The organism is Vibrio sp. 1978 (assembly GCF_033344345.1).
This window is the reverse complement of record NZ_JAWPOP010000014.1, coordinates 89,517-102,450: the sequence shown is the minus strand read 5'-3', so window position 1 is coordinate 102,450 and position 12,934 is coordinate 89,517. Positions and strand designations below refer to the sequence as shown.

8 protein-coding genes are annotated in these 12,934 nt (G+C 39.2%); 3 read left to right on the top strand and 5 right to left on the bottom strand.

What is annotated here, in order from left to right:
* Position 1: 1 nt before the first annotated feature.
* Both R8N49_RS14985 and R8N49_RS14980 read left to right on the top strand, forming a co-directional pair.
* The gene (locus tag R8N49_RS14985; RefSeq protein WP_077202327.1) at positions 2 to 6,166 is read left to right on the top strand and encodes a hypothetical protein; all 6,165 of its coding nucleotides are present in this window, start codon (positions 2 to 4) and stop codon (positions 6,164 to 6,166) included.
* 2 nt (positions 6,167 to 6,168) lie between these two features.
* A complete protein-coding gene (locus R8N49_RS14980; protein WP_025634161.1) occupies positions 6,169 to 6,945 on the top strand; it encodes a prepilin peptidase in 777 nt (258 codons plus the stop codon).
* Between the two features lie 66 nt (positions 6,946 to 7,011).
* On the opposite strand, the gene R8N49_RS14975 is transcribed toward R8N49_RS14980, so the two are convergent.
* Genes R8N49_RS14975 through R8N49_RS14965 form a run of 3 tightly spaced genes read right to left on the bottom strand, consistent with a single transcriptional unit; the run spans position 7,012 to position 10,029 of the window.
* Positions 7,012 to 7,455, bottom strand: coding sequence for a hypothetical protein (locus R8N49_RS14975; protein ID WP_025634162.1), 444 nt, complete (start codon positions 7,453 to 7,455; stop codon positions 7,012 to 7,014).
* Entirely contained in the window at positions 7,448 to 7,765 is a 318-nt protein-coding gene (locus R8N49_RS14970; RefSeq protein ID WP_025634163.1) for a hypothetical protein, read from the bottom strand. The genes R8N49_RS14975 and R8N49_RS14970 overlap by 8 nt, the downstream gene beginning before the upstream one ends.
* Before the next feature lie 20 nt (positions 7,766 to 7,785).
* Complete coding sequence (locus R8N49_RS14965; RefSeq protein WP_025634164.1) at positions 7,786 to 10,029, bottom strand: hypothetical protein; 2,244 nt, start codon at positions 10,027 to 10,029, stop codon at positions 7,786 to 7,788.
* 172 nt (positions 10,030 to 10,201) lie between these two features.
* Between R8N49_RS14965 and R8N49_RS14960 the strand changes: the two genes are divergently transcribed.
* On the top strand, positions 10,202 to 10,921 hold the full coding sequence (locus R8N49_RS14960; RefSeq protein ID WP_025634165.1) for a hypothetical protein: 720 nt from the start codon (positions 10,202 to 10,204) through the stop codon (positions 10,919 to 10,921).
* A 70-nt stretch (positions 10,922 to 10,991) separates the two neighbouring features.
* On the opposite strand, the gene R8N49_RS14955 is transcribed toward R8N49_RS14960, so the two are convergent.
* Positions 10,992 to 11,648, bottom strand: coding sequence for a hypothetical protein (locus tag R8N49_RS14955; RefSeq protein WP_025634166.1), 657 nt, complete (start codon positions 11,646 to 11,648; stop codon positions 10,992 to 10,994).
* 9 nt (positions 11,649 to 11,657) lie between these two features.
* Positions 11,658 to 12,743, bottom strand: coding sequence for a ParM/StbA family protein (locus R8N49_RS14950; protein WP_025634167.1), 1,086 nt, complete (start codon positions 12,741 to 12,743; stop codon positions 11,658 to 11,660).
* Between the last annotated feature and the right edge of the window lie 191 nt (positions 12,744 to 12,934).

The window sequence follows — 12,934 nt, the reverse complement described above, 5'->3', positions numbered from 1 at the left end:
TATGAATCACAATACACCTAGTAACATTGTAGAAAGACTAGAAGCAAGTCTCCGAGGCACGGTCTATGCCACTAAAAAAGACCGTAACAAAACTATTTTGAGAGATTATGGACATCCATTCGGACGCTCCAAGAACTCAATGGGTGCTAGTTTAAAGCTTTCCGATTACGTGAATGGAAAGTCAAAAAGTCTCAATGAAACTTATTCGAGGGAATTTGCAGAAGTTCATTGGGCTAAAGCCGCTGCATTGGCCATCCATCTAACATCTGGATTTGAAGTCTATTCAAAAAATGGTATTTCTGAATTCTTTGAAGAGCGTAAAAAGCTCGGAAAAATTGCAAGTGAGCTCAGGGCTACCGGAGACGATGTATATAAAAATCCTGAGTATGTGGCCGCTAAAAACAAAGCATATGAAGCATGGCAACGTAGGTTTAGTCCAGAACACAACTCAGCATCAATCTTAGATAAAACTCACAAAGCTCAAGATTCACTTTTAAGTGAGTTCTCTAGCCAAGCAGTTAAACTTGGGTACATAGATCATTCTTCACTTTTTAGATTAGAGAAGCTAGTTAGAGAAAACATAAAGTCTCTAAATAACGGGGTTCATGAAAATGAACTAGCTAATCCTGCTCAAATGTATCAACACAAAGCTGAACTTTATGAGCTAATGTTGAGCGAAACGTATCAAGCAGACACTAAATCACTGCAGCTTCTTGGTAAAAATATGTTTCAAGAGCACTTAAGTGAGATACAAAGTTACGCAGATAGTCAAAAGTACACAAGCTCTAGTGGTAAGCGCGTTGATTTTGACATTGACCTAAACTCATACGCTGACTCTCCAACTATTGGTGAAAATGGTGCAAAAGTCGGAGGTATCGCTAAGGAATTCCACCACAAAGGCGGTAAAAAGTCAGAATGGTCGGTTGCAGCTGGGATTAGGGTTTTTTACAACGACAAAAATCCGAGTGACATAACGCCAACGGTCTCACTTGCCGTCGGTATTTCGCTTATAGGTCGAGACTCTACATTTATCAGTTTTAAACCTGACTTCAAAGGCTGGTGCGAACGTCTACCTTGTGCCCCTTTGGGTAACGAGGCAAACCTAACAGCTGAGCAAGCTCGTCTTGCTCACGAAACTCGTCAAAAAGAACTAGCGGATAAAATAGCTGCCTCCGCAAAAGAAGCAGAGCTTAAGCATCAACAGAAGATGCAAGAGATAGCTGAAGCTAACGCTAAACGTGAGATCGAGGTTAAAACCTTAATTGATGCCAATTTCGAAAAACCAGAACTCACTAAAGATTCCGTAAAAGGCACTTATATCCAAAAAAAACATTTGGAGGCCTTACTAAACTATCCAGAACTCCATGGTCTGATGAGACTAACATCTTTATACGACCAACCAGCGGTTAGCATTCAAATGGGCCCTAATGTGGAGGAGACTAGAGGGTTACAGTTCTTAGCCCATAATGGCTCTCCCTGGAACAAAGAAAATCCCACTAACAAAATGTTTGAAGTCATGAATGACGACATGAAAAACAATTTTGTTCAACTCGGCAATATTACACCTAAGACAACGATCATAACGAGTGAAGGCTTTGCTAATGGAGGGTCTTTGTTTATCGCCGCTAAGGAACGTGGTTTAGATGTTGCTGTTGTTTGTGCGATGTTTGCTAATAATATCTCTCACGCAATAAAGCGGTACAGCCAGGACTACCCTAACAACCCCCTATTAAACGCCTCAGATAATGACTGTTTTTTAAAAGCCCCTACGAGTGAACACTCGATTAGAGCTCTTAATTTGAATACAGGCGCGAAGGTCGCTCTTCAAGCTTACGACGAATTTGGGGTAAAAAGCTTTAGCGTTGATTGGGAAAAGTTAGATGTACTTCCAGAAGCCACTGCAATTAAGGCTACAGACTACAATAATTTATTCGATATTTTTGAATATGATAAAGCTATAGAAGTTATGGGAGACCAGTTAGAGCTGGTAATAAGCAACAATACTACACCATCAAAAGAGTATGTCGCTCCCAGGAAATTTCTGGATGCAGAAAGAGATAAATTCACTGATATCTTTGATGCATATGGCATCGATGGGACCCTACTAACCACTAGCTTTCCCGTTGGAATGCAATTCGAAACTCCAAAAGCAGTATCCGTAGAACAAGAGCGAATAGATCACCGAGTCTCTGAGCTACCTGTTCAAGAAGCTAACGTAGCTCCTAATGAACATAATATAGAACGAATAGTGTCATATTCGCTACAACGTCACATCGACGGAGATTGGCAAACTATTGAGAAAGCAGACACCGCTAAAGAAATTTTAATAAACCTAGAAATTGAAAAGGGACACGCAGTTCAGATAGCTTATGAGAAGTTTTCTCAAGCTGAAAAAAACCTTGATAGTGCTTACACCAAAGCTCTCGAATATGTTGGTTCAACATACAGATGCTTTGACGAGGAATCAAAAGTACCTTTTACTTCCGCAGATACATACAACGATATTAGGGATATTCAATTGGCCCATGATGTCGTTTTGCTTGTTGAGAATGAAACGGGAACATTTGCTAGACCAATAAGAGTTTCTGAAGATGGTGAGCTTGTTATCGGAGGTAGCAAAGGGCTGAAACAACCGAGATACAACAGCAGAGCAGACCTTGCACAAGACATCAACGCTGTAGTCGAATCAATATATTTTAGTAACAATAATTATCAGTGGCTTACTGATCAAAACTTTGTATTACGAGATATTGATGCAGATGGTAAGCCAGACAGAACTACTTCAAGGACATTTGAGGAAGAATTCGGCCTCAGCGTATCGGAAGTAATGTCTACATTAGTGGACCCAAGGTCGATACAAGCAAAGCTCGAAAACTCAAATCAGACAATCAAAATAAATTGTACGACGACAAACGAACTTGAACCAGTAACTGAATTAGAAATTGACAGTAATGAAGTTGCTTATGAGCTTGACAGAATCAGCTCTCAACCAAACATTATTGATATCGATACATCTGCTTTTTCTAGTGCAGATCAAAACTTCTATATCGAACCCGCTGAGCGGCAGTCAAAACCTTACACAGTTAAATCATTTGCACCTAATGGAGCTGTAAACGGTAACTATGAGTTCGATTCATTGGCTCTTGCAGAGAATAAAATTGACGCATTGAATGGCACTAAATTCACCATACCTACAACCGTTTACTATATTTCAAAGCATGGTGAAACGCCTATATCAACAACAATCGACCCTGTGGATTTACCGCTATTGCAGCCAAAAGCACCACTGCAAGAGGAACCTGGTCAACTTTCTCGAGAACTAGAAACCTGCTTAGTACAAATTGATTCAACAGATTGGGGGACGTACGAACTCCCAATATCAAATGATACCCCGATAATGTTGAACCAAGAGGGTAGCTGGGTTAATGCATCAACTGGAGAGCCGACAAAGACTCTTAGCTTAATTGAGCTATACAACATCGAAAACGCCCATACAGAAGGTTTAGATAACGATAATGAATTAACCTTAGATAGTACCAACTTCGCAGAGCTTGCTGCCGATGGTGGCTTCGATATTGATTTCAGAGAACAATATACAGGCTTGGACCATGATCTTATTGAAACCACACATGAAATAGAACCCATTGTCGATGATTTCAACTTTGATATTGACACATTAGCTAACCTTGACATGAATGAACTGGAACCTGAAATAGAGGGAGCCCAGTTAGAACAGCTCAAAGAAAATATAGTTGATGCTATTGACCTAGAAACAGACAACGAGCCTGTAAACCACGAGCAAGAACTGACTAACCCTGACGCTTGGTCCGATGAACTCACTCACGGCAATCATAACCTGGAAGAGAGCATTGAGGTTGAGGCAGAAACGGATAGCCCAGAATTACTCGATAATGCAGATGACTGGTTGGATGAATTATCTGAACTTGACGCCCCATCGTTTAAACCCTCAACAATCGACCCATTAGAGAGCGATATGCCTGATTTTTCAGGTATGGAAGACGTTGAATGGGGTCTTGATGATTTCGGCATAGATGAGGAAGAGCAAACCATTAGTGTTGCTGGCTCAGAACATGTTGAAAACCAGGGCACAATAGATTTGTTTGAGTTAGCTGACCAAGAAGTGGAAGTCCAATCCGTATCTAACGAACAGCCATCATCTGTAAGTCAAGCAGAAAGACACAGTATAGATACGACAATCAATGACGTAAGTATTGAATTGGGTCAAGTTGACCCCAAGTCCGATGGACTGGATCTTAAGCATCAGAAAACTACAGGGGTAGGCGAGCGTTCCTTGGCTGAGCAATCTATGGAGAAGATTGATAGAACGACAGATGTGCTTGTCAACTCTACAACAAGACCACCAAACAGCGATGAACAAGTAATAAAAACTAATACTGGGGCAAAATCATTAAGTCAGCTAGTGTTAGATGAACTAAATGCTACAAGTATTAACTTTAGTGACCAGTTCACACCAAAAGATACTTTTGTTGGAATTTCAAGCTTTACGACGGTAGGTGCCTGGGCCGATAGTTCGAAATATTGGAAATCAACAACCACTGTAGAAGCCTCTACTTTGAATGTTAGAAGTGAAATCGATTTACCTTTAGTAGACGTAGAAGCTCCAGATGTTAATGTGCCAACAACAGAACAATTAACGTCTATATTCGATAAATCTAAGCAGAAAGCTTGGAATGAACAACGAGCCGCAAACTCAATCCAGGCGCAAGTCGAAATGTTTGAGGAAATTGCGCTTTCTGAGAACCAAAACTTTAATGCGAACCTAGATGTTGCACCAGACCTTGATGGTACTTCCTCTTCCTATAACCCTAATAGTGAACAGACATCCTCAGATGCGATACCGTCAAAAGACACAACAAGCCCTGACATAGAAAATACAGCTCCTGCAAACGAGATAAAGGATGAATCCAGAAATGGACAACACCAAAGTGAGATAGAAAAGGAACTTTTAAAAGTACTTCAGTCACTCAAATCCTCAGATAAGGAGAGTGTGGCCCATCTTACTGGACTACTTACAAACATAGCTGAGAGTGCAGCCAAAAATGCCATAGACGTCCATGACGTTAAAAGTAGAATTGAGACACCACATAAAGTAGAAGTGACTAACCAATCAGAGGAGCCTATCCAGGTTGTAACCAAAACATTCTCGGAGACAACAAAGGTCAATATTAATGACTTCGACTTCGATGATAATCCTGATGTAAAAGCTTATGTGAAACTTGCTAATGAACTTGTAGGCGACAAAGGACAGTCAGCTATACAAAAGAAAGCAGCCTTCCTATACGCATCAAAGACATCTCCAGAATCAGATACCAAAGAGCTAACTCAAAAAGCACTTGAAGTATTGGTATCAATAAAAAAACCTGAAGACAACTTAGCTAAACAAGAATATGCATCTAAAGCTAGTGAAATAGGCAATTGGTTGGCGACTGAAGCTAGAGTGGGGATGATGATCGAATCTACACGCAATGAGCAAGGCTACGTGACGAAATTTTCTGCTCTTGATAAAAAGCTACACGCAAAGGTACATGAATATCTTACCACGCCTTCAAGCCCAATTAAGGGCGCTAATGACCCTATATACTTTAGTCGAATTTGTCTAAAGGACGCTATTGAAAAACGTCAAATACCTGAGGATACGCTTAGGCAAGCTCTTTTCGGCATATGGAATAGCCCTGTGGGTAATACAGGTGAACTATCTAAATACTACAACAAAGTTGCTACCAGACTGCACGAAACTGGAGTAAGGAAGGTAGTTAACGATCTTAAAGAGAAAGGTATTATTGAGAATGACCCTAGTAGTAGACAAAATCTACTGTATGAAGACCCACTAGATGGGACACAAAAGTCCTTAAAGATTTCAAGTTTAAAATCTGCAGCAGCTGGTTTGGTAGCAGAACGTGAAATACAAGCTGCAAAAGAAATGCCTCGAACAGCGAAGAAGAATCAACGTGAGCCATACAGCTACTTCGTAGCTAAAGCATTTGAGAATCTAACTGAAATTAGTACTCCTTTAAAAACGGAGATTGATTTAGATAAGCCATGGAGAGCAACATTGCGAAGAGGTGATGGTTCGCGTTCTGATATGAACTCCAAAGAGCAAGAAACTATGGAGATTACAAGATAACAATGATTTCTTATCTGTTCCTGGTAATTACTGGTAGTCTCATTGCAAAGATCACTTATGTCATAGCTGGATTACTGCCACAAATTGAAGAAGATGAGATCAGAAATGATCTCATCACCTATTATCCTGAATACTCTTTAGAACCAAGTAACCGTGAAGGACGGTTTGACTTCACTAGCTTATGCAAAAGTGTTGGATACTGGGTACCTTTCTCCTGCATTGCTGGTGGCCTGAAGGGAAACAACCAAACTTATAAAGAGGTATTTGTATTAGAAATTACCGTAGCCGCTTCAACGGTGACTCTATACCAAATAGCAACTTCATTTGAGCAGTTTCTTTTAATGCTCATTTTCTTTTGCCTAACAGCAATGGCGTTTTTGGTTGACCTAGCGAGTCAATTTCTACCAGAAAAACTAACAAATTTCATTTTATGGTCTGGTTTGGTTCTGGCTTGTACAGAGTATGGCTATCTATCTTCCGAAGAATCGCTTAGCGGTGCTTTATTAGGGTATGGGCTTCTTTACCTTTTCAATACTATGCATAAAGTGCTTTACAAAAATATTGGAATGGCAAATGGTGATTTAAGGCTGGGGGCTGGTATAGGGGCTTGGGCTGGCGTAGAGATAACAATGCTCACAATACTCTTTATGTTTGTGTTCATCGTCATAACATACATAAGAGGAACGAGAGGGCAGTATCCACTGGGGCCATATATAGTGATAAGCTCTTACATAGCATTCATAGTCAACAATCCCAGTTTTTTAACTATTAATTTTTAAATTAAAGCAGCTATCGTAGCTGCTTTATTTTCTAATATGAATAGTAATATGGGCCCTACCAAACCACTACCTCATGTTACTTTCATCCAACCCATATTCTGTCTCCGCTAAATCGAGTAGCAGATTTAAAAACTCATCATTCGTTGAAGACTTAGCTACTCTCTTACATAAGGAATCAAACCTTTTTTTGGTAAGCTTAGACAGTGCCATTGTGGTTGTTGAAGTTTTATCACGAGATTTCGCAGCATGAAACAAACCGACGAACTTATCTACTCTAGACTCTGGAAAGAAAACCAATAATTGCATGAAAGTAGACCGAATCTTCTGTACATCCGTTTCATCAATTTTATTAAGCTGAGATTGAATTGCTTTAGATGTTGTACGAAAACCATCCGGGTCATTGCAGTGGTTAAGTGCCAAAAAATTATCGTTAGCATCCAGAATCCACTTTAAAAACTGGTAGTTATTTGGCCCACGTATGTTAACTTTTTTGCTTAATGAATTAGACATGAGTATCGGCCTTTTTATACAGCGTGAAAAACACGGTCGTCCATAACCAAGCTAAAACGTAAAATCCCTCGCCGGGAGGAGCTGTAAGCAAACATCCAATAGATACAATTACCACTGCAACCTCAACGGCCTTTAAGAGGGTAGGAGATAGTACTCCACCTTTGAACTTATGAATGATGCATAGCAAACCAAGTACAAATGCCGACGTCATAAAGACTAAGACTGCATTTCCTTCAACAACTGATGACACCAAACTTACGGTAGCAAATAGGGCAAGTAACATCATAAATTTGTTAAAAATCTTTAGCATTTGTACTCCTGATCTCTTAGTTATATATACTCAAAGTCAGCATGCTTAGAAGCTTCAGTACCTACGTACGAGTATTCCGCTTTTCTCACACGAACAAAGAGGGGGCTATAGCTATTATGTTGGTTGAAGTGGCCAACAGCATGGTTTCTTTCGTCAGCGATAGCTCTTTCGATTAAAGCTGATTTAAACTCGCTATACGTAGTGCTCCTATTACCATCGGAATCCTCAGGTAACTCCAAAATCAAATTCAATATCAAATCTGAAAATTTATCATTTGGTTCTGGTAGCTCAGAGTCGAGTCTATCGAGTAAGGAAATCGAATCTGATATCACACGGTAGATTAGAATATCAGTAAATTTAAGCTTCTCGAGATCATTAGAAAACTCAGAATCGATGCCTTCAACTCTGTTTAGAATTGAGCCGAGAACATCGTTAATAGCAACGTCTGACTTGGATTTGAGTATTTCTTCATCAACCTCACTACTTTTGAGTGACATCAGAGTAGAACAAAGCTCATCGACAACGATTTGAATTGATTTTTCATAAATTGAGTCTCTTGTAGTTAGCAATCGCTCGCAGAATGACATGTGTCTTTCAGCAATATGAATCCTTTCAAGTTCTGAGTTCAACAAAGATCTCCTAGATTCACCTGCCTTTTCATACTGAGAAACTTTTCTGTTTAATCGTTGCAGTTCCTCTTGTAACTTATCAACTCTTAACGAGAAATCAGAGCACTCTGCTTTTAACAAACGTAAGTCAGAAGAGGTTGATTCAAGAGATTCGATTTTCTCAAGCTTCACCTTCTTATCTGCCTTAGCTTTTCTCAACTGTGTACGATTAGATGCAATTGAAGCGTTAGCTTTCTTGGCTCGTTCAATATATAAACTGGCAAGTTCAATTAGTCTTAGATAAAGAGGTTGTCGAGCGCCTTTATAAATGCTTCTTTGAGATTCAATAGCGCTTCTAGTGCATCTCTTTAAAGAGTCAACGCTATCCCTATTAAAAAGCACGAGCTGGTCTTTCTTAAGAATAATGTCCTTAGCAATAAAATCTTCAAAACGTTCGTCATACAGCTTTGCTGTCCTCTCAGATATCTCTTTTATGCTTTTCTCGCGGAATTCAGAGTTACTTAACGTTTGGTTTGGTGCATTCTTTAGTACGTCCATCATTATTTCTTCTGAACGACGAAGAGAAACATCAACGTTATCCAGTAACAGCTCAGTAGGACGAAGAGTATTGCTCTCATCAATCGTGCATAATCCCGCTCTAACGAAATACATTAAAGCGTCTTGCACTTTGAAAGGTATGTCAGAACCATAAGAGACATTATTCAATAAATTTGAGCGCTCTTGTAGAAACTCTAAATCTGAGTCACTTCTTAATGCGCGAGCTTGGGCCCGTACTGCTCTTGATATTTGGCATGAAAATAGGGCAATTGAAATCTCATCAACAACTTTAAAAATCTTAGCTGCAAATCTTGTAATCCTATTATCTAAAGAGTTAGTTAGGGTCAAGTAGCCTAATCGCTCATCTAGCCACATGAAATCCTTATGACAGATAAGCAAAGAGTGAGCTAATTCCTCTCTTTTATGTACAGGCAGCTTTTTAGGCATGAGAGGTAGTAAGATTTGCTCTTGTATCATCCCATTGAACTTTACAGCTCGTTCTGCGTGGTTAAGAAGGTTTTCTAACTTAACGTTAAAGTTGTTTGGAATAAGGAAAAGCGTAGACTCTTTAGTATTTCTCTCACGACCCTTTATACGTGTGTCATTGAACTCAAAATAGAGCCTCTTAATTTTGAGTTGTCTCGTGTCGACTTTTGGTCTGAACTCTAGGATTTTCATCAGCCCCAAAACATTAAATGGTTTTTCACTAAATGCTTCTTGATGTCCAAGCTTGGGGTTAAAACTCTGATATTTGGGATCGGCTAAACGTTGGGCAAGTAGCCCAATTTCAATTGGGACCTGAGAGTACAGGTAATCAAACAGATTTTCGAAAAACTCATCCCACGATTTAACTAGTTCCTTGCCAAACGAATCTACAAGTACACTCTTGATGACACGGATTCTTTCGGTACTAACAGTTGCTTCTGGGTACTCCACGTCAAGAAATTCTTTAATCTGAGCTTGAGTATGTGGACCCTCACCATTTAGCCCTAGTGCCAACTCTAAAATTCGGGCGTTGCGTTTGGGATTCTCTAGTAGTTCAATCTTTTGAACAATGTCTGCCAGCCTAGAGATAAGTAACTTTTTGGTTTTTGGCATTCTTATCACCTTAAATCAAAGGTTTACTACTTTTGTATTTATTATATTGCGGTAATAACCATATTGCTAAGAATTCTATTATATATTATAGCAAATGTTAAGTCAGCTTTGTGTTAATAAAATTAGATATATGCTATAAATGGACTATAAACAATAGAAAGTGGAGTTCACAATGACTGTAGAGCTAGAAGAGTTAAAAAGCCCTTGGGTGGAACTGTATGAACAATGTTTAGAATCAGCATACGATTACCCTTACAGTGACTTAGAAGGTTTCCCTGGCTTATACGCCAGAAGACTTAAAACAGCAATTTTGCTAAAACAAAATAGGAACAAAAAAATCAGTATAACTGAAGCAAGTACGATTGCAGATAGAGCAGCAAAACACACCCTAGTCGAACTTAGGGCTAAGTTCACAGAGCGTTGTAGTTTTTCACACATCAAAAACGAGCTCAGAAAGGGTAGTGCTAGCCAGATTCCAGGAAGAAAAATAATAGACAATGGTATGGCTGCAAAATTCATGAACATTGTCGTTGGTTTCCCTACCTATAAACTAAGTTCTAACGAGATTAAATTTCTCCTTTCGAAATTCGATAGTGACTTAGTACACTACGATAGTGAGAAGTGGTACATAACGATCAAGGTTTTTGAATTGCATTTAGAAGAGGCGGAACCGACACCACAAGAGATGGCTGTTCTGGATAGCGTTGCACGATCTTCAATTCCTAGCATTATTGCATACACATTGGACTCAGATTACAAGATCGACTGGAAGGACTTTTTTAACGCTGTTAAAGCAAGAGTTAAAGAAACAGTTAAACAAGGTTTTAATAGGTTCAAAAGTCGGAAAGGGGACTTAGACAATGAACAAATTGAGGCTCTCTTTGACGAATAAAATCGCTACCAACTCCTTTCAAAAGTGGGGCTTAACTAAACAGTGCTAAGCCCCATTAGCCCCATTTTTCTTAAGCTATCAGCAATGACTCCATGTTGAAATTATCAATAGCTAAGCTATCAGAGACACCATCTTTACTTTCAAGATAATCATCTTTCGTAGAAAAAGCATCTGGCTGTTCAGTTTGCCCCTCAACAGCTCTAAAGCCAATAGGGTGGTTTGAAAGCTTTTCAATACTTGAAGCTATTTTAGCCAAATGTTGCTCAACATTTTCGAGTGTCTTGTACTCATTACACTTAAACCTTTCTTTATTACTTTGGTTTTGAAGGAAATGAATAGCAGAATTCATCATATTGATAGCATGTTGGTTGACATCATTAAGAGCTTGCTTGGGATCGTTTTCGGAATGTGCAGACAAATAAGTATGAACGAGACCTTGGTGATACACAGAAGAATCCGTTATGTGTATGCTAGCTCTTCTCTTTACTTTATCAATGTGTAACCCTAAGTTGCGGCACCAATCCCAGTCTCTGATCTCATGAGGGAGGATGTTATCAAAATAATACATAAGCTTATCGAACTCACCCTCTTCGATGAAATACCCAATTCTAATTAACTCTTCGACTAACGATTTGAGAGTTATTGATTTTGAATTCGCTAACTCTCGGCATTCTGTTGAGTAATCATTTGGTATCCTTATTTCCACTTTTAATGAAAAGCGCCCCATGACCTTTGCCTACTTATTCTTTTTGTTGTTTTGGTACCAAAGCTCTGCAAACAACTCAAGGCCCCAAGCGTTTAGCTTGTCTGCTTCATCTGGTATGAGGAATGAGTTGTTATCTTTACCGTAATACTCTTCAATTAAAGGTGTAATTTCTTCACGCAATGCGGCAATAGTACCTCCAATGAATATGATTAAATCAATATCTACAGCTTTAGATAAGGTATCAGTGATTGCGCCAAAAATCTTACTAGCTAGCTCCTTCCGTGCATTCTCTGCCCATTCTGAATGATCTTTTTCAACCCCCCGAACTGTAACAATACCTTCATCAATTAACTTACGGCACTGCTGATGTGTGGGTGTGGTGAAACCTAAATCGTAAAGGTAGTTGGATGCTTTTTTGACAATCTGATTGAACCCGATGTCCTGGGTGACAGAACGATCCATATCAATAGTTCCATCGTCAAACACAGCTATATCAGTTGTTTTACCACCAGGATCAGCGATTGCGATCGTTTTTCCTATGTATTCAGGGTTATGTACCAACATCCCTGAATCATCTCTCTTAAATAGGAATACACGAAGGGCTGCTAGTGCTTCGGGCTGAACAAGTAGAGCTTCAATATTTGACTTCCGCAGCTTCGATTCCGGGTCAGTACCTAAGTGATCAAAAGATCTCTGCATAGAGAGCATCTTTTGCTTAACATTGTTTTCGTTGACGGACCCATCTGTTTTAAAGAACTGTCTTAATGGCATTCCAGTACAAAGAACGTACTTTTTATTGAGTAACTCATCTCCAAATTGATTTAAGCCATGCTGCAGTAAAACCTGAGCTGCTTCACTATTGGAGAAGTCATCGTTCCTGGGAATAGGTTGTTTTACCTCACCAATGGTGTAAGCGTTACCTGTAACAGCAGAAGTAAATTTCGTTTGAACAGGAGCATTACTTGATACTGAAAAGGTTTCATCTAGTACCGCAAAACGTTCAGTCGAACGTTGGATGTGTGTAGGAAAGGAGGTTTTAACAGATTCAGCTGAGATCTTATGTTGGGCATTACCGTCATCATACCCAATAAATAGTGTTGAACAGTCGTTAAACATAGTAAAATATCTCTATTGTTTTTTAGTGATAAATGCAATATATAGCATGTCTGTGACAACCTCAAATATTTTCACTTTAGGAGGCAGGTGTTGATTGAAGACTGGCGAGAGAAGTTAAAGGAGAACTTGGAGAGAAATTACCAAATAGAAGTATCATCTCTCTATATATCGAAAAAGAATCGAATGGTATA

Excerpts from the sequence above, each read along its gene's own strand:
- R8N49_RS14960 (WP_025634165.1), top strand. The coding sequence starts at position 10,202 with ATGACTGTAGAGCTAGAAGAGTTAAAAAGCCCTTGGGTGGAACTGTAT.
- R8N49_RS14975 (WP_025634162.1), bottom strand. The coding sequence starts at position 7,455 with ATGTCTAATTCATTAAGCAAAAAAGTTAACATACGTGGGCCAAATAAC.
- R8N49_RS14970 (WP_025634163.1), bottom strand. The coding sequence starts at position 7,765 with ATGCTAAAGATTTTTAACAAATTTATGATGTTACTTGCCCTATTTGCT.
- R8N49_RS14980 (WP_025634161.1), top strand. The coding sequence starts at position 6,169 with ATGATTTCTTATCTGTTCCTGGTAATTACTGGTAGTCTCATTGCAAAG.
- R8N49_RS14985 (WP_077202327.1), top strand. The coding sequence starts at position 2 with ATGAATCACAATACACCTAGTAACATTGTAGAAAGACTAGAAGCAAGT.
- R8N49_RS14965 (WP_025634164.1), bottom strand. The coding sequence starts at position 10,029 with ATGCCAAAAACCAAAAAGTTACTTATCTCTAGGCTGGCAGACATTGTT.
- R8N49_RS14950 (WP_025634167.1), bottom strand. The coding sequence starts at position 12,743 with ATGTTTAACGACTGTTCAACACTATTTATTGGGTATGATGACGGTAAT.
- R8N49_RS14955 (WP_025634166.1), bottom strand. The coding sequence starts at position 11,648 with ATGGGGCGCTTTTCATTAAAAGTGGAAATAAGGATACCAAATGATTAC.